The organism is Acidovorax sp. AC410, assembly GCF_979253235.1.
On the sequence record NZ_CEEDCG010000001.1, the window covers coordinates 4,655,915 to 4,681,451 of the forward strand.

Genomic DNA, 25,537 nt, shown 5'->3' on the forward strand with positions numbered 1-25,537 from the left:
GTCTGTCGGCGCTGCGGTGGCGGTCTTTCGCTCCCGGTGCCGGCCACAGGCGATTCACAAGAAGGAGAGAGGAATGGAGAGGGGAATGAACCGTGCGCTGGTGATGGCCTGCATCATCGGGTCCACCTGGGCGTTGGCCGGTTGTGGCGAAAAGCCCCCAGAGCAGAAGGCTGCAGCGGCTGCTGCCGCGCCGGCCCCGGAGCCCGCGCCACCGCCCAAGCCGCCCTATACCAAGGTGCAGTGGCAGGAGGCGTTTCGCTCCGCTTTTGAAGAGCGGGACGCAAAGACCAACAGCGAGGGCATTACCGAGTACATGGCGTGCAGGGACAAGGGGCCTGGTGGCACCTGCGGCCACTTTGCCTTTGGTGCCCGGGATGCCTTCCGCAAGATCGACCACCTGACGCCCGCATCCACCCACCTCAACGAAACGCTCCTTGGGCAGAACTACCTTGGCATCTACGTCGCTGCGCTGGAGTGTGAGGCGCCCTCGCTCCTGGTCTCGCCGGCAGTGAACCGGCGCAGCGGATGGCTGTTCATGCAGAAGGTGGCGCTCATGGCCGATGGAGAGGTCGTGATGGAACGCGATTTCTCCAGAGCCAAGGTGGAGCGGGATGCCCGGGGGAATTTCATCCACGAGCGGGCCAGTTTCATTGCCAAGCCCGCTGAGCGTGACGCGATCAGGGCCTTCATCGCTGCCAAAAGCCGCATCATCCGCATCACCGGGGACAAGGGCCATGTCACGGTGGACCCATCGCTCACGAAGCAGTTCGTCGAGGATGCCGGCAATGCCCTGGCCTTCATCGGCGCCATCGAGGACGCATTCAAGGCCAACGGAGGGCCGGTGTGCGATGCGGTGCCCGAGACCTCTGCCGCACCTGCATCTGCGCCAGCGCCTGCGGCAACCCCCAAGTCCTGAACCTGCCACCCGGCAGCCGCCACTGCAGCCGGCGGTGGTGGGGGCCGCCACGCCACCACCCCCTGCAGCGCCCGCCAGGCTGCCCCGCACGCGATGGGGCTGCGGCGCTGGCGTGGCGTGGTGTGGCTGGGTTTTTCGTAAGCAAAGGTCAATGGCCGCTGTTTTGCGGCCTTGTGGCCCGCCTGTCCAACAGGCCTTGGGCCATCATTGACTGGGGACCCTCTGCACAAATCCCTGCGGCCGTTGGCAGCGCGGACTCGGGCGGTCCGCTGCGTTGCTTCTCTTGCCAATAGCCCTGCTATTGGCTGCAAGAAGACGCCTTGCGGCCCATCCCGATCCGCACTGCCACCGATCCGCGAGGTTTATGCAGAGGGTCCCGAGGCCCGACCCTATTGCGAAATACAACATACACCAGGAGAAGATCGCATGCATTCGACAATCACAAGAAGAACCCCAGGGCTCAAGCACCTCGGGGCCTTGATGGCCCTCACCGGCCTGGCGGCCTGCGGGGGCGGCGGCGGCGACGACCGTGCCAGCTACACGCTGGGTGGCAGCGTGGGAGGCCTGGCCAGCGGCCAGTCCGTGGTCCTGGCCCACAGCGGCGGCGAAGAGGTGGCCGTGGCTGCCAATGGGGGCTTCACGTTCGCCAGGCCTCTGGCGGATGGCAGCGCGTACGCGGTGGCGGTGAAGACGGCCCCCGCCGGCGCGGGCTGCGTGGTGCGCAATGGCGCCGGCACCGTGGCAGCGGCGGCGGTGGACACGGTGGCGGTGCGCTGTGCGCCGCTGGCCGCCTTGGCGGACGGCGCGTGGGAGCAGGACCGGTGCCGGCCCTCGGCCGATGGCGGCGTGCGCACGCAATGGAGCTTCACGACCCCGGCCAACGGCCCGTTGACGGTCGGCGTGGGCTCGGTCAACTACCGCAACGCGCAATGCGATGGCGTGGGCATCGCGGTCGCGGGCCCGCTGAGCGGCACGTTCTGGTTCGAGCAGCAACGCACCGAGACCGGCGCGGGCCTGGCGGCCTTCTGGGGCCAACGCCAGACCTTTCCGGGTGGCCTGTTGAATCCCGCAGTCTTTACCCCCGTGGTGCTGGTGCGCAAGGCCAACTACCTGTGCCTGCTGGAGGACACGGCGGTGCCGTCGGTCTTTCCGAATGTGGCCAGCTTGGAGACTGCTGTGGGGGCTGCGATGGTTGCGGGGCAGTGTCTTACGCCTCGTTGATGACGGCCCGGCGGCCGAGGGCCATTCGACGGGCTGGGGCTTTGGTGATGGCGTGCCAGTGTGTGGTGCGGGAGCCGGGATGTGCGCCCGGCGGCGCAGTAACTTTCTCTTGAGTCGCCAAGAGAAAGTCACCAAAGAGAAGGCGACCCCGCTGCCCGTGTCCCCCTCGCCCGGTGGGCGAGGGGGCAGCCTGCGATGCTCGGTCCTGGGGTGACGCCGAAGAACTCCCTGCGCTGCCTCTGCGAGACAGCTCCGGTCAAACAGCTTCGGCGAGCCAGATGACGAGGCGCGTGTCCTTCGGCACGCGCTCACCCCAGGCCCTGCGCTTCTCGGCACGGTCAGAAGGGGGTGGGCGCGGGCTCCATACGGGCCATTGCTTCGCTCGGCCCCAACTGCCTCGCTGCGCTTGGCCTGGGCAGGGCAATCGCGCCCAACATGTTGGCAGCGCGCAGCGCGAACCGACCCCAGGCGCAGCTGCGCAGCAGCAGCCGTGTGGACCCCGCTCCCCACCCCTGCTGGCTGCGCCGAGAAGCGCAGGGGCTGGGGTGGGTGCGTGTGCCGAAGGACACACGCACTTCGTCATCTGGCTCGTCGCTGCTGTTTGAGCAGAGTTCACCCGCAGGGGGAACGGCGCGAGTTCAGCGACGTCCACCCCAGCCCCGAGCATCGCAGGTTGCCCCCATCGCCCACCGGGCGATGGGGGACGCAGACTGGGGGCCGCCTTCTCTTTGGTGACTTTCTCTTGGCGGCCAAGAGAAAGTTACTGCGCCGCCGGGCGCACATCCCGGCCCCCGCCCTCAGCACAAAAACAGCAGCCCCCATCGACCACGAAACGACAGCAACGAGCAACGAGCAAGGCCATAGGCCTGCATGGTGCGCGGGATCGGCCCACTGGCATGCGGCATGTCGATGCCTGGGGCAGGCGCCGCATGGCTGGGTGCGGGGCGCAGGTAGGGTAGGTAGGTAGCGTGGCTGGCAACGGGTGGTGGATGCCTCGCCCCGCTCAGGCCGTGAAGTGCTCCTGCGCGATCCGATGGAACTCCTGCGCCAGCGCTGCGCGCACGGCCCCGCGCAGCCACAGCAGGCCCACCTCGCGCTGTGGCGCCGGGCCGGGCAGCGGGTAGCGCCGCAGGCGCGGGTCGGCCGGCCCGATGACCGCCCAGTCCGGCAGCACGGAGATGCCCAGGCCTTCGGCCACCAGCTTGGCGATGGCCTCGATGCCGTCGAGCTCGAAGCGCACCCGCGGTCGGATGCCCTGGGCGCGCAGGTAGCCGTCGGCCAGGCGCCCGCCCACCACCTTGCGGTCGTACAGGATGAAGGGCTCGGCCGCCAGGGTCTGCAGCACGTCCTTGACCTTCACGTCGCGGGAGGTCACAAGCACCAACTGCTCGCGCCGCAGCCGGCGCCACTCGCATACCTTGGGCAGCTCGAACAAGGGGTGTACCAGCAGTGCCACGTCGAGCTCGCCATTGAGCACCCTGGTGTACAGCTGCGTGGTTGGCGCCGGGTCGATGTAGATCTCGATGGCCTCGTGGCGCTGCGTCCAGGTGCGCAGGATGGGCGGGAGCATGCCGGTCATGCCGGTGGGGGTGGTGCCCAGCTTGAGCGGACCGGCAGGCAGGCGGGTGGCCGAGGCCACGGAGCGCAGGTCGCGCACCTCGCGCAGCACGGCGGGCGCGCGCTCCATCACGCGCAGGCCGGCGGCGGTGGGCTTGACGGTGCGCCCGGTGCGCCCGATGAGGCGGCTGCCCAGGTCGGTTTCCAGCGCGTGTACGCGTTGCGCCACCGTGGCGGGCGTCAGGTTCAGTTCGCGCGCTGCGGCGGCCATCGAACCCAGTTCGACGACACGGCTGAAGGTATGCAGAAACTGGGTGTCCATGGGGATTCGCAAGCACATCGGGAAGATGTTTTTTGCATCTTTTGATTATGCCTGAGCGTACTTGAAGCCATGGTGTTGGATGCCCAGAATGAAGACTCCCTTGGCTTTCAATCCATTCCATTCCCATGCCCCGTATCCAATCCATCGAAGTCTGCGCCGTGGCCCTGCCGCTGGACCGTGTCACCTCCTTTGCGCGCCGCAGCGTGAGCGCGCGCCACTACGGCCTGGTCCGTGTCCGTTCCGACGAGGGGCTGTATGGCATCGGCTTTTGCTATGTCGGCAGCGCTGCGGGCCGCCTGTTCACCGTGGCCGTGGAGGACCTGCTGGCCAAGGTGCTGATCGGCCGCGACTCGCACGAGGTGGAGGCGCTGTGGGCACAGATGTACCAGGAGGCGCTGCTGCACGGCCGCGCCGGCACGGTGATGCGCGCCATCAGTGCCCTGGACACCGCGCTGTGGGACCTGAACGCGCGCAGCGTGGGCCTGCCCCTGCACCGCTACCTGGGGGCCAATGCGCTCGATACCGTGCCGGGCTATGCCAGCGGCGGCTATTACCTCGATGGCAAGACACCGCAGCACCTGGGCGAGGAAATGGCCAGCTATGTGGCCATGGGCTTCCAGGCGGTGAAGATGAAGACCGGGCGGCTGTCCCCGGCCGAGGAGGAGGCGCGCCTGCGTGCGGCCCGCGAGGCCGTGGGGCCGGACGTGGAGCTGATGATGGACTGCAACAACGGCTGGACCGATGTGACCCAGGCGCTGCAGTACATGCAGCGCTTCGAGCAATACCGCCCGTACTTCATCGAGGAGCCGTTCTCGCCCGACGACATCGACAACCATGCCCGCCTGGCGCGCGCCACGCGCGTGCCGGTGGCGACGGCGGAGATCGGCTATGGCCGCTGGTACCACCAGGCGCTGCTGGAAAAGCAGGCCGCCGCCATCCTGCAGACGGACGCCGTGGTCTGCGGTGGCATCACCGAATGGCGCCGCATCGCAGCCAATGCCGCCAGCCATGGGGTGGTGATGTGCCCGCACTGGTTCCACGACGTGCACGCGCCGCTGGTGGCGGCCACGCCCAATGCGCGCTATGTCGAGTTCTTCTGGGACGACCAGGTGCTGAACTTCCGCCGCCTGATCGACCGCCAGCTCGGGCAGCGCAACGGCCAGATCACGCTGCACACCGGCCCGGGCCTGGGCTTCGATTTCGACGAGCAGGAGATCGCGCGCCATGCCCGCTGGACGCGCATTGACGGGAGCGCGCTGTGAGCGGCGCGCCGCGCCTGCACGGCGTGCTGTCGCCCGTGGTCACGCCCTTCGGGGCCGACGGCGCACCATCGCCCGAGCGCTTGCTGAGCCACTGCCGCTGGCTGCTGTCGCAGGACGTGGGCCTGGCGGTCTTTGGCACCAATTCGGAAGGCAATTCGCTGTCGCTCGTGGAAAAACGCCAGCTGCTCGACCACCTGGCCGAGGGTGGGGTGCCGGCCCACCGGCTGATGCCGGGCACGGGCACCTGCGCGATCCCCGAAACCGTGGAGCTGAGCCGCCACGCTGTGCAACTGGGCTGCGCCGGGGTGCTGATGCTGCCGCCCTTCTACTACAAGGGCATGGGCGACGAGGGGCTGTTTGCCTACTTCGCCCGCGTGATCGACGAAGTGGCCGATGCGCGGCTGCGCGTGTACCTGTACCACATACCGCCGGTGGCGCAGGTGGGCACCAGCCCGGCGCTGATCGAACGCCTGCTCAAGGCCTATCCGGGCGTGGTGGCGGGCATCAAGGACAGTTCGGGCGACGCCAACAACACCGCGCTGCTGCTGCGCGAGTTCCAGCCGGCGGGGTTCGACGTGTTCGCGGGCAACGAGACGCTGCTCTTGTCCACCCTGCGCGCGGGCGGTGCGGGGTGCATCACGGCCACGGGCAACGTCAACCCTGCGGCCATTGCGCAGCTGTACCGCAACTGGCAGGCGCCGGATGCCGACGCGCAGCAGGAACGCTTGAACGCGCTGCGCGCTGCCTTCCAGGCGTTTCCCATCATTGCCGCCATGAAATGGGCCCTGGCTTGGCACACTGGCGATGCGCAGTGGGCGCAGGTGCGCCCGCCCCTGGTGGCGCTGACCCGGGAGCAGGGGGGCGAGCTCAGGCAAAGTCTCGACCGGCTGGGCTTTCGCATGCCGCAGATCGAGACACTGGCGGCTGCCGCCTAGGCGGCCACCGTCCGCAACAAGAACAGAGAGAACCATGGAGACAAACAACATGAACTGGAACCGTCGCCAATGGCTGCGTGCGGCATCCGTCGCCGCAGCGGCCCTCCCCGCAGCGGGGGCCTTCGCCTCGGCCGCACTGCCGTCCGGGCCCATCAAGCTGGTGGTGGGCTTTCCGCCGGGGGGCGGCACCGACATCCTGGCGCGGCTGCTGGCGCAGAGGCTGCAGGTGCTGTGGGGCCGCACGGTGATCGTGGAAAACCGCGCCGGCGTGTCCGGAACCCTGGCCGCCGACTACGTGGCCAAGCAGCCCGGCGATGGCAACACCTTGCTGCTGGCCCACATCAGCAGCAATGGCATCGCGCCGGGGCTGTTCCCCAAGCTCGGCTATTCCGCAGAAAAGGACTTTGCGCCCATCACCATGATCGGTGCCACGCCCATGGTGGTGCTGTGCCGGCCCGACAAGGGCCTGCGCAGCTTCGAGGCCCTGGTCGAGGCCTGCCGCCAGCGGCCCGGGCGGGTGACCTTCGGCTCGGCCGGCACGGGCTCGGCCCAGCACCTGGCCCTGGAGGAGCTGCGCCGGCGCGCGGGCATCGACGTGCTGCACGTGCCCTACAAGGGATCGGCCCCGATGATCACGGACCTGCTGGGTGGGCAGATCGATGGCTGCTTCGAGGGCATGACCACGGCCACGCCCTACCTCAAATCGGGGCGCCTGCAAGGGCTGGCCACCACCCGACTGCACCGGGCCAAGGGCTTCCCGGACATCCCCACGGTTGCCGAGAAGGGCTTTGCCGGCTATGACGCGAGCATCTGGTTTGCGCTGGCGGCGCCGGTGGCCATGCCGGCACCGCTGGTGCAGCGCATGAATGCGGACGTGAACCAGGTCCTGGCGTCGGCCGACCTGCAGGCCAAGCTCAGTGAGTTTGGCGCCGAGGACAGTGGCGGCACGCCCGAGCGCCTGGGGTCCTTCATGCGGGCCGAGCAGGCGCGCTGGGCCCGGCTGATCCGCGAGGCGAAGATCACGCCGGACAGTTGACCCGTGTCGCCGGTATCGGCCTCGCACTGGCACAGCAGCGCCGGTGTGTGTCAGGCCGCGCCCATGGCCCGTCCGTGGCGCAGGATCTCGTCCTTGAGCCAGAGCACGGCGGGGTCGGCGCTTGCGCGCTCGGCCCAGCAGACGTAGAGGCGGTAGTCGGGCAGCTCGACGGGCAGGGCGGCGCTGGCGAGCTGGGCGGCGTAGTGCCGGGCCACGCGCTGCGGGAACACGGCAATGAGGGCGCTGTGTTCGTCGCCGCACATCAGGTCCACCATCTGGCTGAAGGTGGCCACGGCGGCCTGCACCAGGCGTGCGCGGCCCTTGCGCGAGAGGGACTGGTCCACGGTGTCGTCGAGCACCGAGCGGGTCTGGCCCAGCACCACGTGCGGTGCGGCGCAGAAGGCGTCGAGCGAAAGCGGCGCGGCCAGGGCAGGGTGGCCGTGGCGCGCCACGGCGACGTAGCTGTCTTCGTAGAGCAGGGTCGATTCGACGCCGCTGGCTGGCGACAGGCGCGGGTGCAGGCCCACGTCCACGTCGCCCTTGCGCAGGCGTTCGGTGAGTCGGCTGTAGTCGGCCAGCTCCCACGACAGGCGCATGCGCGAGCCGCGCTGCGAGAGCTCGGCGCACAACAGCGGCAGCATCACGCGGCAGGTGTGGTCGCTGCCGGTGATGCGCAGGATGCGGTCCGACGTGGCGGGGTCGAACGTCTGCTCCAGGGTCATGAGCTTGTGCATCTCGCTGAGCACGGCCTCCACGCGCGGCGCCAGCGCGAGTGCGCGCGGCGTGGGCACGATGCCGTGGCTGGTGCGCGTGAACAGCGGGTCATCGAAGACCTCGCGCAGGCGCTTGAGCGATGCGCTCACCGCCGGCTGGCTCAGGAAGAGGCGCGCGGCCGCGCGCGACACGCTGCCCTCGCGCAGCAGCGCATCGAAGGTGCGCAGCATGGGCAGGTCCAGGCCCCGGATATCAGACTGGCCCATATCAGCTATCCAAACGTTTGAATTGATCCATATCAGCTTGTCTCCTATCGTAGCGGCACGCCAGTGTGACTGGATCTGGCACCAACGATGAACAACGGAGACAAGACATGACCAAGCATGCTGGCAACGGCGCGGACGGACTGCGCGTGCGCAGAAGAACCATGGTGGCACTGGGCGCGGCCCTGGCACTGCCTGGCGGGTCGGCATGGGCACAGGCCGCGCCAGCCGCCTTCCCCGCGCGGGTGGTCCGAATCGTGCCCTTCGGCACGGCGGGCGGGCCCATCGATGCGATTGCGCGCGTGTATGCCGACAAGCTGCAGCAGCGCTGGGGGCAGAGCATCATCGTGGATGCCAAGCCGGGCGCCAGCGGCATCATCGCCGCCGATGCGGTGGCCAAGGCCGCACCCGACGGGCACACGGTGATGCTGACGCTGCCGCTCACGCACATCAACAACGCCATCCTGCAGCCCAAGCTGCCGTACGACCCGGTGAAGGATTTCGAGCCCATCTCGCAGCTGGCACTGGGCGGGCCCATGCTGGTGGCGCGCGCCGATGCACCCTACAGCACGCTGCCGGAGTTCGTGGCGTTCGCGAAGCAGAAGAAGAACCTGACCTACGGCACCTGGGGCAATGGCTCGGCCGCGCACCTGATGGGCGAGCTGCTCAAGCGCCAGACGGGCGTGGCGCTGATCCATGTGCCTTACAAGGCCGAAGCTGCCGCACACAACGACCTGTTCGGCGGCCAGCTCGACTTTGCCTGGGCCAACCCGGCCACAGCGCGCGCCCAGGTGCAGGGCGGGCGCATGAAGGTGCTGGGCATCGCGGCCAGCGCTCGCGTGTCGTCGCTGCCCGATGTGAAGACCTTTGCGGAGCAGGGTTTCGCAGGCTTTGACCTGGACAGCTGGATCGGCGTGTACGCCCCCGCGAAGACGCCGCCCGCCGTGCTGCAGAAGTGGAACGACGCGCTGCGCGAGATCACGAAGATGCCCGACGTGCGCGAGAAGCTGGCGAGCTTCGGCTTCGAGCCCCTGGGCAACACGGCGGCGCAGTTCAAGGCCAGCTATGCGGCCGACTACCCGCGTGTGGCCGAACTGATCAAGGCGGCCGGCGTGACCCTCGATTGATTCAGACGACAAGGACCTATTGCATGAACACCGGCACCGCACACAAGGTGATCCCCATTGCCGTCGACACCGGCACGGCCTACGGCCTGCCTGCGCCGACCTCCAACCTCACGCTGGCCCAGGTGGGCGCGGGCACGCCCATGGGCGAGCTGCTGCGCCGCTACTGGCACCCCATCGGCCTGGCGGCAGACGCCACCGACACGCCGCGCCAGGTGCGCGTGCTGGGCGAGGACCTGATCCTGTTTCGCGACAAGACCGGCCGGCCTGGCCTGGTGTACCCGCATTGCGCGCACCGGGGCACCTCGCTGTACTACGGCAAGGTGGAGGAGCGCGGCATCCGCTGCTGCTACCACGGCTGGCTGTTCGACGTGGAGGGACACTGCGTGGAGCAGCCCTGCGAGCCCGAGATGGGCCGCGCGCGCGGCAAGGTGCGCCAGCCCTGGTACCCCGTGCAGGAGCAGTACGGCCTGGTCTGGGCCTACATGGGCCCGCCCGACAAGAAGCCCGTGCTGCCGCGCTACGAGGCGTTGGAGCGGCTTGACGAGGGCGAGCTGCTGGAGGCCAACGACGCCAGCATCGGCGGTGGTGGCCCGGCCATCGTGCCGTGCAACTGGCTGCAGCACTACGAAAACCTGGTGGACCCCTTTCACGTGGTGGTGCTGCACTCGACCTTCAGCGGCACGCAGTTCGTCGAGCAGATGGCCGAGATGCCCAGAGTGACCTGGGACACCGTGCCCCTGGGCGTGCGCACCACCTCGCTGCGCACCCTGCCGGACGGCCGGGTCTTCAGGCGCATCAGCCAGGCCGGCCTGCCCACGCTGCGCGTGATACCGAGCCCCCGGCTGGGGCGCTACGGGCGCGTGGAGTCGCTGGGCTGGGTGCTGCCCATCGACGACCACCACTTTCGCATCTACGTGGTGGGCCGCGTGGCCGAGGTGGGCGAGCTGGCGCGCATGCGCTCGCGCATGAACGGCAAGCTGTGGGAGGAACTGACCGAGCAAGAGCACCGCGCCATGCCTGGGGACTTCGAGGCCATGGTGAGCCAGGGCGCCATCGCCCACCATTCCGAGGAGCACCTGGCCACCAGCGACCGTGGCGTCGTCATGCTGCGCCGCCTGCTGCAGCAGCAGGTGGACAAGGTGCAGCGAGGCGAGGATCCGGCGGGCGTCGGTTTCGACCCCGATGCCCCCCGGTCGTCTTCGACGCCGGCAACTACCTCGAAGACGCATGAGCCTGGCTGCTGTTGACGAGGACACCATTGCCGTGCGGGTTGCCCGCAGGCGGCAGGAGGCGCAGGGCATCGCCAGCTTCGAGCTGGTGCATACCGAGGGCGAGGCGCTGCCGCCGTTCAGCGCGGGCGCGCATGTGGACGTGTACCTGCCCGGCGCCATCGTGCGGCCGTACTCGATCTGCAGCGCGCCGCACGAGCGCTCGCACTATGTGCTGTGCGTGCTGCGCGAGCCGGCCTCGCGCGGCGGATCATGCGCACTGCACGATGCCGTGCAGGAGGGCGACGTGCTGCGCATCGGCCGCCCGCGCAATCTGTTTGCGCTGGCCGATGGTGCCAGCCACCACCTGCTGCTGGCCGGTGGCATCGGCATCACGCCGATCCTGAGCATGGCACAGCAACTGCAGCGCGCAGGGGCCCGCTTTGCGCTGCACTACGCCGTGCAGCACCGCGAGCGGGCCGCGCTACTCGATCGTCTGGCCGCGCCCGGCATTGCAGAGCATGTGCAGCTGTACTGCAGCAGCAGCGGCGGTGGCGACGACAGCGGCCCGGCGCGCATGGACATCGCCCGGCTGCTGGCGCAGGCCGCGCCGGGCACCCACGTGTACGCCTGCGGGCCCGCGCGCTTCGTGCAGGCCGTGCAGTCGGCCGCCACCGCGCAGGGCTGGGCGGGCGAGCGCGTGCATGTGGAGCTGTTCGCTGCGCCCCAGGTGGTGCGCAGCGATGGCGACGCCGCGTTCGACCTGGTGCTGGCGCGCTCGGGCCGCGTGGTGAATGTGCCTGCAGACTGCAGCGCCGCCGAGGCCCTGGCCGCGGCTGGCGTGGCCGTTCCCAGCTCGTGCGGGCAGGGGGTGTGCGGCACCTGCCTGGTGGGCGTGGTGTCGGGCCTGCCCGACCACCGGGACCTGTACCTCTCGCCGCAGGAGCAGCAGCGCAACGACCAGTTCCTGCCGTGCTGCTCGCGCGCACTGACGGAAAAGCTGGTAGTGGACCTGTAGCCCCCTGGCGGGCAAGGCGTTGCCGCAGGCGCGCTGGGCCAAGCCGGTCCGTGAGGCGAAGATCACGCCGGACAGCTGACGACTATTGCACTGCGCTGCAGGCGCCCTCAGCAGAACACCAGCGCCAGCAGGGCGGGGTCGTCCATGAGGTTCAGCAGCGCGTAGTCGGCCCAGCGGTAGGCGAGGAGGAGGGCTTGGTCGATCCAGTGGTCCAGGGGCATGGGCGGGGATTATCCCTGCCTTCGCCAGCGAGGCGGGGCCGCCATCAGTACAGGGTCTTGCGCGCATCCCTGCGCAGCCCGTATTCGACGAGCGCCGGGTTGTCTGCCTGCAACGTTGTGCTGGGTACTGCAATCCATATGCGACAGAATGCTGCCCAACAAAAAAATCTGGGAGGGAGCGCAATGCTCGTAGGAATCGATCTGGGCACGACCAACAGTCTGATCAGCGTGTTTCGCAACGGAAAGACCGAACTCATACCGAATTCGCTGGGCCATGTGCTCACTCCGTCGGCGGTGAGCGTGGGGGATGACGGGGCCTTTCTGGTGGGGCTGGCGGCGCGCGAGCGTGCCAGCACGCACCCGCGCCAGACGGCGCAGGCCTTCAAGCGCTGGATGGGTACGGAGCATGCCGTTGCGCTGGGCACCCGGCGCATGCGCGCCGAGGAGCTCAGCGCTCTGGTGATCGGCGCACTGCTGGCCGACGCCCGGGCCTACCTGGGTGGGCCGGTGACCGAGGCGGTGATCACCGTGCCGGCCTACTTCAACGATGTGCAGCGCAAGGCCACGCAGGCGGCGGGCACGCTGGCCGGCATCAAGGTGGAGCGGCTGCTCAACGAGCCCACCGCCGCGGGCCTGGCCTATGGCCTGCAGGAGCGGCCCGACCACTCGACCTTTCTGGTGTTAGACCTGGGCGGCGGCACCTTCGATGTGTCGGTGCTCGAATACTTCGAGGGCGTGGTGGAGGTGCGCGCCAGCGCGGGCGATACGCGGCTGGGGGGCGAGGACTTCGTGCAGGTGCTGGTGGACTGGTTTCTGGAGAAGACGCCGGCCCTGGGCAGCCTGCACCGCGATGTGATCGTCTCCGAAGGTGCGCTGTGGCGCGCGGCCGAGCAGGCCAAGCGCGACCTGAGCGAGGGCGATTCGGCCCAGATCAGTTTTCACCGGGAGGGCGCGTTGCATGTGCTGGACGTGACGCGTGCGGAGTATGAACGCCGCTGCGCCGATCTGCTGCAGCGCCTGCGCCGCCCGGTGGAGCGGGCGCTGATGGATGCCCGGCTGGACGCCGGCAGCCTGAGCGAGGTGGTGCTGGTGGGCGGCGCCAGCCGCATGCCCATGGTGCGGCAGATGGTCACGCGCCTGTTCGGCCGGCTGCCGCTGCGCACCATCAACCCCGACGAGACCATTGCCCATGGCGCCGCGGTGCAGGCGGCGCTGAAGGCGCGCGATGCCGCGCTCGACGAGGTGGTGCTGACCGACGTTATGCCGTATTCGCTGGGCATCGTGGTGTCGGAGGAGGTCGGGGGTCGCCGCTACGCCGACCGCTTCTCGCCCATCATCGAGCGCAACACGCCGGTGCCGGTGTCGCGGGTGCAGAGCTACGGCACCACGCAGGACGGGCAGACGCAGATCGACATCGTCGTGTGCCAGGGCGAATCGCCCATTGCCAGCGAGAACCTGCGCCTGGGCAGCCTGAGCGTGGAGGTGCCGCCGCGGGCGCGGGGCGAGATTTCCGTCAACGTGCGCTTCACCTACGACGTGAACGGCCTGCTGGAGGTGCAGGCCGACGTGCCCGCCATCGGCAAGACGGTGGACACCCTGATCCAGCGCGACTCCAAGGTGATGACCCCGGAGCAGATCGCGGCGGCGCTGGCCAGGCTGCGGGCCCTGAAGATCCACCCCCGGGAGCAGCAGGAGAACGCCTACCTGGTGGCCCGGGCCAAGCGCCTGTACGAGGACCGCCTGGGCCAGGCGCGGCTGGACGTGGCCCACGCGCTGGTGCGTTTCGAGGCCATCCTGGACGGGCAGGACGAGCGAACCATCCGCCAGGTGCGCAGCGAGTTCCGCGACTACCTGGACAGCATCGACAAGGGGTTTGTTCTGTGATGGGCGCCTGGACGGTGCTGGGCATCGCGCCCACAGAGGACCTGGTGGCCATCAAGAAGGCGTATGCGGCCCGGCTCAAGCGCACCCGACCGGAGGACGATGCGGCCGCCTACCAGGCGCTGCGCGATGCCTATGAGTGGGCGCAGCAGCATGCGCGGCGGGTTGCGGTGCCGCAGCCTGCATCCCAGGCCCCAACGCCGCAAGCCAAGGCGCCGCTGCCCGAGGTGGATGCACCGCTGGCTGTGCCTGCAACTGCCGAGCCCTTGGGTGCGTCAGACCGCCAAGTGCCGCCACCACAGGGCAGTCCGCAGGAGGTGGCGGTGGCGCCCGACCACATTGCGCCGGGGGAGCTGGCCCATTCCACCTTGCGCTATCTGCGCTCCGCGGGGCCCCAGGCGCTGATGGCCGGCTGGCCCATCCTGCGCGGCGAGCTCGACAAGCTCCCCTTGTCCGAACGCGCCGAGGCCTGCAACTGGTTTGCACAACTGGTGATCGACACGCCCGATATGCCCCTGGCGTACGCCAAGGCCTTGTCCGGCTACTTCGGGTGGGAAACCGATTTCCGGGCTGCCCAGTGGATGGGCCCGCAGCGGGCCGAGGCCCTGCGCGATCAGCTCGTGAACCTGGGGCAGGCCCCCCCGGTGGAAGAGTCCTTGCGCAGGCACTATTTCGAGATTGAGTACTACGGGCAACTGGTGAGCGTGCTGGCGAAGTGGCGGCTGTATCTGTTCGCCATCCTGGCCCCGAGCCGCATCGCGCGCCTGTGGAGCGAGCTGGAGCCGGGCCAGCGCTATGCGCTGGGCGTGCCCAAGCCACCCTTGCACACGCTGGCCGACCGCGCGATGGAGGCGGGCTGGTTCGTGCGCTCCCTGGTCGTGACCGTGCTGGCGGTGGTTCTGGTCTCTGGTGGCAAAGCGTCCACACTGGTCTGGCCGCTGCGGCTGATACTGGCTGGAGCCGTCGTGTTCTTGGGCATGCCGCTGCTGCGCCTTGTGTACCAGGTGTTCTTCTCCTTCAAGCAGATGCTCCATTCGCTGGGGGGGCCACGCTGGCCAGTTCCGGGCCAGCCCATGCCAAGGGGCGCTGCGTGGTCGCGCGCCCACACCCTGGCGGCGCTGGCCTTTGCCTGCATGCTGGCGGCTACCTTGTTGTGTGCCGCCGCCGAGACGAAGTACTGGCCCGTCGTGTTCAGCGGCGGTGCTTCGGAGCAGGTGCTGGTGGTTGCGGTGTATGGGCTGGTGCTGATCGCAGCCTACCTGCCGGTGCTTCCCGCCACGCCCGCCTCTGCGGTGTTTCCCGCCATCTTGCTGCTGTGCGTGCTGATTGCCAGGGCGTTGCCCTGGTTCGATGGGTTGTCCGTCACGGCGGTTTGTGCCGGGGCCACCTGGTTCATGGCCTGTTGCCTGGCGCACACCGTCTATGGCGATGTCATCGAAAGCGCGTGGCGGTGGCTCCAGGACAGACGTCGCCAGCTGGCGCAGCGCAATGGTCCGTCCACCATCCGAAACATGCTGTTCCTATCGCTGGGCGTTCTCGATGCCACACTGGCCATGCCCTACCGGCTGATGGCAATGGCCGCCGAGCAGTCGCCACGGTTTGTCGCCGCCGTATTGCTTCTTTCCGTCGTCGCGCTGCCCGCGGACTACCGGGCATGGCAAGCGCCCTTCACCTGGTTCATGGCGCTGCTCGTGCAGTGGCTGTGCGGCCTGTACCTGAAAAACGGCATCCTGGCGCTGGTGCCGGACCAACGCCACAGTGCCTGGCGAGGCTGGCGGGGTTTGGTCACTCTCACCGCATGGATCCTCTGGGCACTGGCATGCCTGACCCACGGGGCCTGGATGGACACCGGCGAAAGCGAGGGATCAACGTTGGGGTTGTGGATCCTCCAGTTCCTGCTGATGGTCTGTCTGCCGTGGTGGCTGCTCGCTTTCGTGAACAAGCTGACTGACAAGATCTGGCCAGAGCCTGTAAAACCAGGCTGATCGCCTGGGCGACGGCGGCTGGTACCGCCGGCGCTGCGTTAGCGCGAGGTTATGCTGCAGGTTTGGCCCGCGCCGTCTTCGGGTGCGCAATCTGCTCCGCCCTTGTTTTGTAGAAGTCCATGAGCCTGATCCAACCCCTGCCCCCCGGCCCGCTCGACATCGTGGGCGACATCCACGGCGAGTACCAGGCGCTGGTGCAGTTGCTCGGCCACCTGGGCTATGACGCCGAGGGCCGGCATGCCGACGGCCGCACCCTGGTCTTCGTGGGTGACTTCTGCGACCGGGGGCCGGACAGCCCGGCGGTGCTGGCGCTGGCGCAGCGCCTGGTGCAGGCGGGCAGGGCGGTGGCGGTGCTGGGCAACCACGAGATCAACCTGCTGCGCGAGGATGCCAAGGACGGCTCGGGCTGGTTCTTTGACGCGCGCATGGTGCGCGACCACGACAAGTACGCCCCCACGGCACGGCCCACGCCGGCGCAGCGGCGCTCCATCGTGGAGTTTTTGTCGGTGCTGCCGATTGCGCTGGAGCGCGATGACCTGCGCGTGGTACACGCTGCCTGGCAGGACCCACAGATCGAGGCTGCGCGCCTGCTGCCCCTGGGCTCGGTGCGCAGCGAGTACGACCACTGGGAGCAGGCCGCCAGCCGCCAGGCGCGCGAGACCGCGCTGGAGCAGCGTATGGCGCAGGAGATGGAGCACTGGCTGCATGGCCTGGAGAACAACCTGCACCAGCCGCCGTTTCTGCATGCGCATGCCGAAAACGAGGCCAACAAGCAGATGCTCAACCCCCTCAAGGTGCTGACCTCGGGCGTGGAGAACACGGGGCGCTCGCCCTTCTTCGCGGGCGGGCGCTGGCGCTTTACCGAGCGCCAGGCCTGGTGGGACGCCTACGCCGACGACGTGCCCGTGGTGGTGGGCCACTACTGGCGCCGCCTGCGCCCCATCGACCGCAGCGTGGTGGGCAAGGGCGATGCGGACCTGTTTGCCGACACCCACCCGCTGGCTTGGCACGGCCAGCGCGGCAATGTGTTCTGCGTGGATTTTTCGGTGGGCGGGCGCTGGACGGAGCGCAAGGCCGGGAAGGTGGTGGGGCACGACTTCAAGCTGGCGGCGCTGCGCTGGCCGGAGCGGGTGTTGCAGTTTGATGATGGGGCGGGGCAGGAGACGCAGGGGTTTGGGATATCGCGGGCGGGCTGATGGGCTGACCGATCAGCACAGTGCTTGTTGTTCGTTCTTGCCGGGATATCTGATCTCTGGTGGCGCTTTGGGGCTGTTGTTGTGGTGGCTTCTGTTCTTTTTCTGAGGGCGGAGGCCGGGATGTGCGCCCGGCGGCGCACCCACCTTCTTTTGCGTCGCCAAAAGAAGGTGGGCCAAGAAAAGGCGACCCCCAGTCTGCGACCCCCGTTCGCCCTGTCGGGCGAACGGGGGCAACCTGCGATGCTCGGGCCTGGGGTGGTGCCGCAGAACTCACTGCGTTTGGCCTTTGGCCAAACTCCGTTCAAACAGCTGCGGCAAGTCAGTTCACGAAGCGTGTGTGTCCTGCGGCACACACGCCCACCCCAGCCCCTGCGCTTCTCGGCGCAGCCAGCAGGGGTGGGGAGCGGGGACAAAGACGGCTGCTGCTGCGCAGCTGCGCCTGGGGTCGGGGACGCGCGCGGTGCGCGCTGCCGACATGTTGGGCGCGAGCGCTGTGCCCAGGCCGAGCGCAGCGACGGCGCACCGGGCCGAGCGAAGCAATGGCCCGTGTGGAGCCCGCTCCCACCCCCTTCTGACCGTGCCGAGAAGCGCAGGGCCTGGGGTGAGCGCGTGCCGAAGGACACGCGCATCGTTGTCTGGCTCGCCGAAGCTGTTTGACCGGAGCTGCCTCGCAGAGGCAGCGCAGGGAGTTCTTCGGCGTCACCCCAGGACCGAGCATCGCAGGCTGCCCCACTCGCCCACCGGGCGAGTGGGGACACGGGCAGCGGGGTCGCCTTTTCTTGGCCTACGTTCTTTTGGCGAAGCAAAAGAAGGTAGGTGCGCTGCCGGGCGCACACCCCGGCCCCCGCCCTCGGTAAAAGAACAGAAGCAACCACAGCCACCAAGCCGCAGCACCACCACGCTCAGCCCGCCAGGCAGAGACCCGGAAAGTTACTGCGCCGCCGGGCGCACATCCCGGCCTCCGCCCTCAACATAGGCATGGAGCTGCCACGGAGAACCAATCCCCACAGCAAGCCGGGCCTGCTGCACCATGCGCGCGCCCTGCTGCTCGTGCCGGGCGTCCCCATGCATCGCCCAGAACAGCACTCCCACGTTGGCCTTGCTTGGGATGTACCGGCTATTGAATGTCGTAGACCCGCTTGTAGCGATAGCTGTTGAGCATTTCACCCAGGCTCTCGGTGGTGCTCGCCCCCAGTCCATAGCCGATGAAAAAGGCGGTGCCAGACAGGTGGGTCATGTCCTGGTTCACAAACAGAAGGGAGGATGTGTTTTGCAGGCGGTCGGCCCAGGCCAGCGGATTGAGGGGATTCAGGCGGTCGAAAACGGGCGCCGAGTAGGTGAACATGGTTCCGTCGGGAGTGATCGCTATGAGGAAAGGATTGCCTTTGGCCCCACTGGCGAGGTGCTCGGGTTGGATCTGTACGTGTGCGGACAGGGTCAGGCGGGTCAGGGTGCCGGTGGCCACCATGGTGCCCAGCCCCGGTGTACCCGCGCCGTCGAACACCACGGGCAGCGGCGACAGTTGATCGTGTCCCACCGGCCCCACACCCAGTTGCCCATAGTTGTTGCGACCCCAGGCCAGGAGCGTGCCATCGGTGGTGAGTGCCAGGGAGTGCTGGGCAGATGCCGCTACCTGTGCATACCCGGTTCCAAGGGGCTGCGGGCTTTCGCTATCCGTGCGGGTGGCATTGCCCAACTGGCCCCAGTAGCTGGAGCCCCAGGCCCAGGCCGTGCCATCGGCTTTCAGCGCCACCGTGTGGTCGGAACCTTTGGCGACCTGGCGATAGCCGCCACCCACCAGCACGGGGGCATCGCGCCCGCTCCATTGCCAGAGGGTTCCATCCTCCTTCACGCCTGCAGCTGAGTAGGAGCCCAAGGCCACCTGCACGAAACCACGGTCCACCGGGCCGGCGCTGCCGTAGCCGCCCTCCCAGCCCGGGTTAATGAACAGGTCCCCGGGGTACACGTCCAAATAAACAGACCGTATGGCGCCGTCTCCCAGCACGAACAACGCGTTGTTGCGGCCATTGACCATTTGCCGGTAGCCGGGTGGCATCCGGTCCAGCATGCCGTCGCTACCGGCATTCCCGTTGAAGAGATTTTTCATATGGCCCCAGTACCAGATGGATCCATCTGTCTTGCTGGCGGCGTTCGAGGTCATCAACTGCGCAAAGCCACTGCCCACCTGCACCGGCCGGGTTTCGTTCAGGTCCTGGGTTCTCGACGTCTCCACTTTGCCCCACATCCACAAGGTGCCATCGGTCTTGAGGCCCACCATGTGAATACTGCCCACAGCAACCTGGGCGAAACCGCTGCCGATCTGCACGGGCTTGTCTGCACTGACCGTGGAGCCATTGCCCAACTGCCCGTTCCGGTTGTCGCCCCAGGTCCACAGCGTCCCGTCGCTGAGCACCGCTGCGGAGTTATTTGAGCCCGTGGCCATGTGCACCACCGTGGCGGCGTGCACGCTGCCCATGCCCGCCACCAGGGCGAGCATCAGCCAGAATTTGAAGGCCAGATGCACCAGGTGACGGGACACGGCGGACCGCAGGCGATGGCTCGCAAAATTCGAATAGAAACTCATCAGAAGACCCATCTTTGGAAGTATTGGTGAAACCTGCCGAAGCCCACATTGGCCTCTTCAGAAAGTCGGTGCGCAACGAACGAACGAGCGAACGATGGACGCGCCACGGTGCAGCCTCCCCTCCCTGAAATCTGGCGAATGTTTTTTTACGATCCGCAGGGGTGCCTCTCGAGTGCCATGGTATTGCCGAGACTCGCAAAAAAGACGGTGACTCGCATCACCACACACGGTCGGCCAAACAAAGCGTTACGAAGTCAGTTCTGGGGATCCATTTTTTCTCAGCACACTAGACGACTGCCAACGAAAACGCCCACCGGTAAGGGCGGGCGTTGCCTTGGGATCTACCTGCACATACCGGCTATTGCATGTCGTAGACCCGTTGGTAGCGATAGCTGTTGAGCATTTCACCGAGGCTCTCGGCGGTGGTCGCCCCCAGTCCATAGCCGATGAAAAAGGCGGTGCCAGACAGGTGGCTCATGTCCTGGTTCACAAACAGAAGGGAGGATGTGTTTTGCAGGCGGTCGGCCCAGGCCAGCGGGTTGGCCGGATTCAGGCGGTCAAAAACGGGCGCCGAGTAGGTGAACATGGTTCCGTCGGGCGTGATCGCCACGAGGTAGGGATGCCCCTTGGCGCCACTGGCAAGGTGTTCGGGTTTGATCTGTACGTGCGCGGACAGCGTCAGGCGGGTCAGGGTCCCGGTGGCCACCATGGTGCCCAGCCCCGGTGTACCCGCGCCTTCGAACACCACGGGGAGCGGCGACAGTTGATCCTGTCCCACCGGCCCAACACCCAATTGCCCATAGTTGTTGCGACCCCAGGCCAGGAGCGTGCCATCGGTGGTGAGTGCCAGGGAGTGCTCGGCGGATGCCGCCACCTGTGCGTACCCGCTTCCAAGGAACTGCGGGCTTGCGCTCTCCGTGCGGGTGGCATTGCCCAACTCGCCCCAGTAGTTGCTGGAGCCCCAGGCCCAGGCCGTCCCATCGGCCTTCAGCGCCAGCGTGTGGCCGGAACCTTTGGCGACCTGGCGGTAACCGCCGCCCACCAGCACGGGGGCGTCGAGCCCGCTCCATTGCCAGAGGGTTCCATCCTCCTTCACGCCTGCGGCCGAGTAGGAGCCCAAGGCCACCTGCACAAAACCACGGTCCACCGGGCCGGCGCTGCCGTAGCCGCTCATCCAGCTGCCCATGCCGATCATGGCCGAGGGGTCCCAGGGCACAAAAAGAAACTGTATGGCACCGTCTCCCAGCACGAACAACACGTTGTAGCGGTTATTGAGCATCTGCAGGTAACCGGGTGGCAGCCGGTCCAGCATGTCGTCGCCACCGACACTCGCTTTGATGAGTCTTTTCATATGGCCCCAGTACCAGACAGCGCCATCCGCCTTGCTGGCGGTGTCCGAGGTCATCAGCTGCGCAAAGCCACTGCCCACCTGCACCGGCCGGGCTTCGTTCAGGATCTTGTTTCTCAACTGCACCGCCCCCCACATCCACAAGCTGCCATCGGTCTTGAGGCCCACCATGTAACTACCGCCCACGGCAACCTTCGCGAAGCCGCTGCCGATCTGCACGGGTCTGTCCGCACTGACCGTGGAGCCATTGCCCAATTGCCCATACTGGTTGTCTCCCCAGGTCCATAGCGTGCCGTCGCTGAGTACCGCTGCGGAGTTGACAACGCCCGTGGCCATGTGCACCACCGTGGCCGCCTGCACGCTGCCCATGCCCGTCACCAGGGCGAGCATCAGCCAGAATTTGAATGCCAGGGGTGCCAGGGGTGCCAGGTGACGGGACACGGCGGAGCGCAAGCGGTGGCTCGCAAAATTCGAATAGAAACTCATCAGAAGACCCATCTTTGGAAGTATTGGTGAAACCTGCCGAAGCCCACATTGGCCTCTTCAGAAAGTCGGTGCGCAACGAACGAGCGAACGATGGACGCGCCGCGGTGCAGCCTCCCCTCCCTGAAATCTGGCGAATGTTTTTTTACGATCAGCAGGGGTGCCTCTCAAGTGCCATGGTAGTTGCGGTGCCTTGCGAAAAGCGGTGATTCGCATCACCACACCTTGTCAGCCAAACAAAGCGTTACGAAATCAGTTCAGGGAAGCCATTTGTTTCAGCCGCATCCGTGCCTTGGCAGTCCAGACCCAGGCCACTGAGATCGATGTCTTGCGATGATGCCGCGTTGCCATCTCGCGTCAGCGTTCGTGTGGTTGGTTCTGTTTTTTGTTTGAGGGCGGAGGCCGGGATGTGCGCCCGGCGGCGCAGTAACTTTCTCTTGCGTCGCCAAGAGAAAGTCACCAAAGAGAAGGCGACCCCCAGTCTGCGTCCCCCATCGCCCTGTCGGGCGATGGGGGCAACCTGCGATGCTCGGATCTGGGGTGGTGCCGATGAACTCGCTGCGTTCTTCGAACTCCGCTCAAACAGCATCGGCAAGCTAGATGACGAAGTGCGTGTGTCCTGCGGCACACGCACCCACCCCAGCCCCTGCGCTTCTCGGCGCAGCCAGCAGGGGTGGGGAGCGGGGACAAAGACGGCTGCTGCTTCGCAGCTGCGCCTGGGGTCGGTTCGCGCTGCGCGCTGCCGACGTGTTGGGCGCGATCGCCCTGGCGAGCCAAGCGCAGCGAGGCAGTTTGGGCCGAGCGAAGCAATGGCCCGTATGGAGCCCGCTCCCACCCCCTTCTGACCGTGCCGAGAAGCGCAGGGCCTGGGGTGAGCGCGTGCCGAAGGACACGCGCCTCGTGAACTGACTCACCGCGGCTGTCCGAGCGGAGTTCGCCCGAAGGGGGAACGCAGCGAGTTCCGCGGTGCACCCCAGGCCCGAGCATCGCAGGCTGCCCCACTCGCCGCCAGGCGAGTGGGGACACGGGCAGCGGGGTCGCCTTCTCTTTGGTGACTTTCTCTTGGCGACGCAAGAGAAAGTTACTGCGCCGCCGGGCGCACACCCCGGCCTCCGCCCTCAGCAAAGGCAAGTCACAACCACCACCCCTGCTCTCTAAACGCCCAAGCACACCACCCTTCAGCGCCCGCTGGAGGTGACAGCAACCGGCCTGTCGGCAAGCACTTCGCGCAAGCACTCCACCGTATTCGCATTCACCCGCTGGTAAGCCACCCCATGCCCGCACACGAACTGCGCCGCCCCATGCCGGCGCTGCTCTGCGCTGGCCTGTGGCTGCTGCTGCGCCATGCGCACGCGCTGCTGTTCGTGCCGCGCGTCCTCGTGCATCGCCCACAACAACGTGCCCACGATGGCCAGTGCGCCGAGCACGAGAACAACGGCGCTGGCAGGCGTGACGGCGGCGCGCCCGGCGCCTTGCATTTCCGGCCCTTCCATCACAGCGCCTCGGTATGCGTTTCGGCCCAGGTGCGGGCCAGCACCTCGACGGCCTCGCGCGCGAGCGCATGGCCTTGCTGGGCGCAAGTGACCAGGGCGTGCATGGCGCGGGTGTCGTTGTCGCGGTAGTCCATGGCGGACAGCAGGCGCGCATAGTCGCCGCCGCGCGCCAGGGCCAGGGTGTCGCGGTGGGCGGCGTCTTCGGCGGCGTACTGCGCATCGGACGCTGCAGCGCGCGCTGCGTGGTGGTGGGCGGCGTCGCGCACCGGGTCGTTGGCGCTGCGGCAGAACAGGGCCCTGTCCCTGGCCATGCCGGTGGGTGCCAGGGTGGCGAAAGGGGGGCGGTACGTGGCGGCGGTCGCAGTGGCAGGGGACGGTGCGGTTTGCATGGTGCGGTGCTCCTGGCAAGGGGCCCACCCATCATGTCAGCGACAGGCCGGCATGGCGAAGGCGGGGTGGAAGGGGAAGGGCAAGGGGGCGGCAACCCCTGGCGCGTGCGGACGGTGGATGGGTGGTATCGGTTGGCGCCGCGGTGCGCAGGGGCTGCCATGGGTCCTATTGTTTAGCTTTGTCTAAACACTGTCAAGATAAAATTAAACTCGTGTTTAGAGATTTCTTGACTGCTCGCCTGCAAGCCGCACCTGCTGCTGGCGGTGGAGGGGCGGTGGCGGCTATAGTGGGCGCCTGCAAAAATCTGGCGCCTGGCCCCCTGTGGCCGCCGGGGTGTCGGGCTGAACAATGGAAGGGGTGCGCATGCCCGCAGGCTTTGTCGCAGATGCATTTGCTGCCGTGGAGGACGATTTCGGCATCTGTTTGCGGGACGGAACGCCAGCCCTGCAGCGGACCTTTGCCGGGCGCACCTGCTTGCACGACAGGGCCTGAGCGCCGCCTGGCCTGTGACCACCTTGGAGATTGCCATGACCACCCTGGTGCAGCTCTCTGAACTCATCGACGCCTTCCAGTGGACCAGTGCCACGGGGCCGTTCGAGCATGCCGCATTTGTCGACCGCAAGAGCGGAAGGATCTGGTGCGTCGGCGGCGACTGGGAGGACGAGGACGACCCGGTGCCCGACGACCTGGAGGATGGGTCGCTGTACCTTGCCGTGCCGGACCCGGCAGAGTTGGGGCTGGGACGGCGCCTGGCCTGGCGCTTCGCCGAGGAGCAGGCGCCGCAACTGGCCGAGCGGGTGTACCGCTGTTTTGAGCGGGCGGGTGCCTATGGCCGGTTCAAGGGCCTGCTGGAGGACCATGGCCTGCTGCAGGCCTGGTACGACTTCGAGGCCGCTGCCACGGAGCAGGCCTTGCGCGAATGGGCGGCCGACAATGGCATCACGCTCGTGGAGCGCCTACCGTGACGACCTGCAGGGCTGCAGTGGGCGGTCAGCGCTTGCCAGTGTTGCGGTAGCGCAGCGTATCGAGCGCCAGCGCGAAGCCGGGCTCCACGGCCTTGGCGGATTCGTCGGCCACCTGGGTCATGATGATGGCGGTGGTCTCGCCCAGGTGGGCCTTGAAGAAGCGCGCCTCGTGCGGCAGTTTCTGGCCCAGCAGGCTGATCTCGAAGCGCTGCGAGACGCCTTTGTTCTCCTGGCCTGCCACTTTGCGGGTGAGGGGGGCCGAGGCCACGGGGCCAAAGCGCAGTTGCTGCGCGACTGCGCTGGCATTTTTTGCGGACTCGGCGCGGTTCTTCGCCGTGTTGGCTGCGAAGGCCTCGATGTTCTGGTCCTTCAGGAAGGGGCTGAACATGAAGGTGACGACGGCCTCGTCGGGCCCTTCGAGGTCGATGCTGCGCAGGCGGGTTTCGTCCTGGGCGACCGAGTCCTCGGTCACCTTCCACCCGGCGGGGTGCTCGAAGCTCACACCGTCCTTGCTGTAGGTGGTGTTGGGCGCGGCCAGGGCGGGCTGGGCCAAGCCGGCCAGCAGCAGCATCATCATCATGAGGCCGAGGGCTGCGGAGGTGACGCTGCGGCGTGTGGCTGCGCGGATGGTGGGGAGCGGGGTTGCGGAAAGGGACATGGTGCGGTGCATGGGTCAGGGAGAGGAGGGGAGGTCGGGACGGGGGCGGGCTTGATACCAACTACCTACCGCTTGGCGCGGTAGCGCAGCGTGTCCATCACCAGGCCCAGGGCTGTGTCCACCTGCCTGGCATCTTCGGCCATGGACTGGGTCATGAGGTTGGCGCTGCTGGCATCGCCGAAGTCCATGGAGAAAAAGCGCGCTTCGAGCTGCACGGTTTCGCCCCCGGAGGTGTAGCCGAAGCGCTGCAGCACGCCCTTGATTTCCTTGCCGCCCACGCGCCGGGTGATGGCGCTGGAGGCCAGGCCCGTGGGGGTGATCTTGTCCGGGCCCTCCTTGGCAGCAGCGCCCTTGTCCATCTGCGCGCGGTGCTCGGCGGCGCGGGTGGCCAGGGTCTCGATGTTCTGGCCCGACAGGAAGGGGATGAACATGAGGCTGATGATGGCATCACCCGGGCCTTCGAGGTCGATGCTGCGCATGCCGGCGCCGTCTTTCTCGGTCTCGTCGCTCATCACCTTCCAGGTGGTGGGGTACTGGAAGCTGATGCCGTTCTTGCTGTAGGACTTGGGCGGCGCGGCCTGGGCGGGCAGGGCCAGCCAGGCCAGGGCGGCAGCCAGGAGCAGGGTCAGGGCGCGCAGCAGGGTTTTGGTGGGCGGGTGCAGGGTGGGGGAGTGCATGGGGATGTGGGGTTTGCCGGGAGCGGGGGGCTTGGTGGGGGCTGGGGGATTCTCGCATTCGTGGGTGGGCTGTCGTC

Annotated in this window: 20 protein-coding genes; 12 read left to right on the forward strand and 8 right to left on the reverse strand. The window is 67.6% G+C overall.

What is annotated here, in order from left to right:
* Positions 1 to 85 precede the first annotated feature (85 nt).
* Entirely contained in the window at positions 86 to 916 is an 831-nt protein-coding gene (locus tag AC0IZS_RS21610) for a hypothetical protein (RefSeq protein WP_471637502.1), read from the forward strand.
* Positions 917 to 1,342: 426 nt separating this feature from the next.
* The gene (locus tag AC0IZS_RS21615; protein ID WP_471637503.1) at positions 1,343 to 2,137 is read left to right on the forward strand and encodes a hypothetical protein; all 795 of its coding nucleotides are present in this window, start codon (positions 1,343 to 1,345) and stop codon (positions 2,135 to 2,137) included.
* Between the two features lie 1,003 nt (positions 2,138 to 3,140).
* Here AC0IZS_RS21615 and AC0IZS_RS21620 read toward each other — a convergent pair.
* The gene (locus AC0IZS_RS21620) at positions 3,141 to 4,016 is read right to left on the reverse strand and encodes a LysR family transcriptional regulator (RefSeq protein WP_471637504.1); all 876 of its coding nucleotides are present in this window, start codon (positions 4,014 to 4,016) and stop codon (positions 3,141 to 3,143) included.
* A gap of 125 nt (positions 4,017 to 4,141) precedes the next feature.
* Here AC0IZS_RS21620 and AC0IZS_RS21625 point away from each other — a divergent pair, with 125 nt between their 5' ends.
* The 3 genes from AC0IZS_RS21625 to AC0IZS_RS21635 are packed head-to-tail and all read left to right on the forward strand — an operon-like array spanning position 4,142 to position 7,249.
* Complete coding sequence (locus AC0IZS_RS21625; RefSeq protein WP_471637505.1) at positions 4,142 to 5,278, forward strand: mandelate racemase/muconate lactonizing enzyme family protein; 1,137 nt, start codon at positions 4,142 to 4,144, stop codon at positions 5,276 to 5,278.
* Positions 5,275 to 6,213: a dihydrodipicolinate synthase family protein gene (locus AC0IZS_RS21630; RefSeq protein WP_471637506.1), complete on the forward strand. Its 939-nt coding sequence runs from the start codon at positions 5,275 to 5,277 to the stop codon at positions 6,211 to 6,213. The genes AC0IZS_RS21625 and AC0IZS_RS21630 overlap by 4 nt, the downstream gene beginning before the upstream one ends.
* 49 nt (positions 6,214 to 6,262) lie before the next feature.
* Positions 6,263 to 7,249, forward strand: coding sequence for a Bug family tripartite tricarboxylate transporter substrate binding protein (locus tag AC0IZS_RS21635; protein ID WP_471637507.1), 987 nt, complete (start codon positions 6,263 to 6,265; stop codon positions 7,247 to 7,249).
* Positions 7,250 to 7,299: 50 nt separating this feature from the next.
* Here the strand turns inward: AC0IZS_RS21635 and AC0IZS_RS21640 are convergent, their stop codons facing one another.
* Positions 7,300 to 8,229 carry a LysR family transcriptional regulator gene (locus AC0IZS_RS21640; protein WP_471637508.1) on the reverse strand — a complete coding sequence of 310 codons (930 nt, stop codon included), beginning with the start codon at positions 8,227 to 8,229 and terminating at the stop codon, positions 7,300 to 7,302.
* Between the two features lie 107 nt (positions 8,230 to 8,336).
* Here AC0IZS_RS21640 and AC0IZS_RS21645 point away from each other — a divergent pair, with 107 nt between their 5' ends.
* The 6 genes from AC0IZS_RS21645 to AC0IZS_RS21670 all read left to right on the forward strand — a co-directional run bounded on the left by AC0IZS_RS21645 (position 8,337) and on the right by AC0IZS_RS21670 (position 16,862).
* On the forward strand, positions 8,337 to 9,353 hold the full coding sequence (locus AC0IZS_RS21645; RefSeq protein ID WP_471637509.1) for a Bug family tripartite tricarboxylate transporter substrate binding protein: 1,017 nt from the start codon (positions 8,337 to 8,339) through the stop codon (positions 9,351 to 9,353).
* A 23-nt stretch (positions 9,354 to 9,376) separates the two neighbouring features.
* Complete coding sequence (locus AC0IZS_RS21650; protein WP_471637510.1) at positions 9,377 to 10,600, forward strand: Rieske 2Fe-2S domain-containing protein; 1,224 nt, start codon at positions 9,377 to 9,379, stop codon at positions 10,598 to 10,600.
* On the forward strand, positions 10,581 to 11,579 hold the full coding sequence (locus tag AC0IZS_RS21655) for a PDR/VanB family oxidoreductase (RefSeq protein WP_471637511.1): 999 nt from the start codon (positions 10,581 to 10,583) through the stop codon (positions 11,577 to 11,579). The genes AC0IZS_RS21650 and AC0IZS_RS21655 overlap by 20 nt, the downstream gene beginning before the upstream one ends.
* 404 nt (positions 11,580 to 11,983) lie before the next feature.
* Positions 11,984 to 13,684, forward strand: coding sequence for an Hsp70 family protein (locus tag AC0IZS_RS21660; protein ID WP_471637512.1), 1,701 nt, complete (start codon positions 11,984 to 11,986; stop codon positions 13,682 to 13,684).
* The gene (locus AC0IZS_RS21665) at positions 13,684 to 15,666 is read left to right on the forward strand and encodes a J domain-containing protein (protein WP_471637513.1); all 1,983 of its coding nucleotides are present in this window, start codon (positions 13,684 to 13,686) and stop codon (positions 15,664 to 15,666) included. Before AC0IZS_RS21660 ends, AC0IZS_RS21665 begins: the two co-directional genes overlap by 1 nt.
* Before the next feature lie 119 nt (positions 15,667 to 15,785).
* A complete protein-coding gene (locus tag AC0IZS_RS21670; protein WP_471637514.1) occupies positions 15,786 to 16,862 on the forward strand; it encodes a metallophosphoesterase in 1,077 nt (358 codons plus the stop codon).
* Between the two features lie 1,117 nt (positions 16,863 to 17,979).
* On the opposite strand, the gene AC0IZS_RS21675 is transcribed toward AC0IZS_RS21670, so the two are convergent.
* The 4 genes from AC0IZS_RS21675 to AC0IZS_RS21690 form a co-directional block, all read right to left on the reverse strand.
* Positions 17,980 to 19,458, reverse strand: a complete 1,479-nt coding sequence (locus AC0IZS_RS21675; RefSeq protein ID WP_471637515.1) for an RCC1 domain-containing protein — start codon at positions 19,456 to 19,458, stop codon at positions 17,980 to 17,982.
* 346 nt (positions 19,459 to 19,804) lie between these two features.
* Complete coding sequence (locus AC0IZS_RS21680) at positions 19,805 to 21,235, reverse strand: RCC1 domain-containing protein (RefSeq protein ID WP_471637516.1); 1,431 nt, start codon at positions 21,233 to 21,235, stop codon at positions 19,805 to 19,807.
* A gap of 1,220 nt (positions 21,236 to 22,455) precedes the next feature.
* Positions 22,456 to 22,770, reverse strand: coding sequence for a hypothetical protein (locus tag AC0IZS_RS21685; protein WP_471637517.1), 315 nt, complete (start codon positions 22,768 to 22,770; stop codon positions 22,456 to 22,458).
* A complete protein-coding gene (locus tag AC0IZS_RS21690; protein WP_471637518.1) occupies positions 22,770 to 23,159 on the reverse strand; it encodes a hypothetical protein in 390 nt (129 codons plus the stop codon). The genes AC0IZS_RS21685 and AC0IZS_RS21690 overlap by 1 nt, the downstream gene beginning before the upstream one ends.
* A 528-nt stretch (positions 23,160 to 23,687) precedes the next feature.
* On the opposite strand from AC0IZS_RS21690, the gene AC0IZS_RS21695 reads away from it, so the two are divergent.
* A complete protein-coding gene (locus tag AC0IZS_RS21695) occupies positions 23,688 to 24,125 on the forward strand; it encodes a hypothetical protein (RefSeq protein WP_471637519.1) in 438 nt (145 codons plus the stop codon).
* A gap of 25 nt (positions 24,126 to 24,150) precedes the next feature.
* On the opposite strand, the gene AC0IZS_RS21700 is transcribed toward AC0IZS_RS21695, so the two are convergent.
* Both AC0IZS_RS21700 and AC0IZS_RS21705 read right to left on the reverse strand, forming a co-directional pair.
* Complete coding sequence (locus AC0IZS_RS21700; RefSeq protein WP_471637520.1) at positions 24,151 to 24,783, reverse strand: hypothetical protein; 633 nt, start codon at positions 24,781 to 24,783, stop codon at positions 24,151 to 24,153.
* Between the two features lie 65 nt (positions 24,784 to 24,848).
* Positions 24,849 to 25,460: a hypothetical protein gene (locus AC0IZS_RS21705; protein ID WP_471637521.1), complete on the reverse strand. Its 612-nt coding sequence runs from the start codon at positions 25,458 to 25,460 to the stop codon at positions 24,849 to 24,851.
* Positions 25,461 to 25,537: the final 77 nt, after the last annotated feature.

Coding starts and splice junctions, on each gene's coding strand:
- AC0IZS_RS21610 (WP_471637502.1), top strand. CDS start 86: ATGAACCGTGCGCTGGTGATGGCCTGCATCATCGGGTCCACCTGGGCG.
- AC0IZS_RS21615 (WP_471637503.1), top strand. CDS start 1,343: ATGCATTCGACAATCACAAGAAGAACCCCAGGGCTCAAGCACCTCGGG.
- AC0IZS_RS21620 (WP_471637504.1), bottom strand. CDS start 4,016: ATGGACACCCAGTTTCTGCATACCTTCAGCCGTGTCGTCGAACTGGGT.
- AC0IZS_RS21625 (WP_471637505.1), top strand. CDS start 4,142: ATGCCCCGTATCCAATCCATCGAAGTCTGCGCCGTGGCCCTGCCGCTG.
- AC0IZS_RS21635 (WP_471637507.1), top strand. CDS start 6,263: ATGAACTGGAACCGTCGCCAATGGCTGCGTGCGGCATCCGTCGCCGCA.
- AC0IZS_RS21640 (WP_471637508.1), bottom strand. CDS start 8,229: ATGGGCCAGTCTGATATCCGGGGCCTGGACCTGCCCATGCTGCGCACC.
- AC0IZS_RS21645 (WP_471637509.1), top strand. CDS start 8,337: ATGACCAAGCATGCTGGCAACGGCGCGGACGGACTGCGCGTGCGCAGA.
- AC0IZS_RS21650 (WP_471637510.1), top strand. CDS start 9,377: ATGAACACCGGCACCGCACACAAGGTGATCCCCATTGCCGTCGACACC.
- AC0IZS_RS21655 (WP_471637511.1), top strand. CDS start 10,581: ATGAGCCTGGCTGCTGTTGACGAGGACACCATTGCCGTGCGGGTTGCC.
- AC0IZS_RS21660 (WP_471637512.1), top strand. CDS start 11,984: ATGCTCGTAGGAATCGATCTGGGCACGACCAACAGTCTGATCAGCGTG.
- AC0IZS_RS21665 (WP_471637513.1), top strand. CDS start 13,684: ATGGGCGCCTGGACGGTGCTGGGCATCGCGCCCACAGAGGACCTGGTG.
- AC0IZS_RS21670 (WP_471637514.1), top strand. CDS start 15,786: ATGAGCCTGATCCAACCCCTGCCCCCCGGCCCGCTCGACATCGTGGGC.
- AC0IZS_RS21675 (WP_471637515.1), bottom strand. CDS start 19,458: ATGGGTCTTCTGATGAGTTTCTATTCGAATTTTGCGAGCCATCGCCTG.
- AC0IZS_RS21685 (WP_471637517.1), bottom strand. CDS start 22,770: ATGGAAGGGCCGGAAATGCAAGGCGCCGGGCGCGCCGCCGTCACGCCT.
- AC0IZS_RS21690 (WP_471637518.1), bottom strand. CDS start 23,159: ATGCAAACCGCACCGTCCCCTGCCACTGCGACCGCCGCCACGTACCGC.
- AC0IZS_RS21695 (WP_471637519.1), top strand. CDS start 23,688: ATGACCACCCTGGTGCAGCTCTCTGAACTCATCGACGCCTTCCAGTGG.
- AC0IZS_RS21700 (WP_471637520.1), bottom strand. CDS start 24,783: ATGTCCCTTTCCGCAACCCCGCTCCCCACCATCCGCGCAGCCACACGC.
- AC0IZS_RS21705 (WP_471637521.1), bottom strand. CDS start 25,460: ATGCACTCCCCCACCCTGCACCCGCCCACCAAAACCCTGCTGCGCGCC.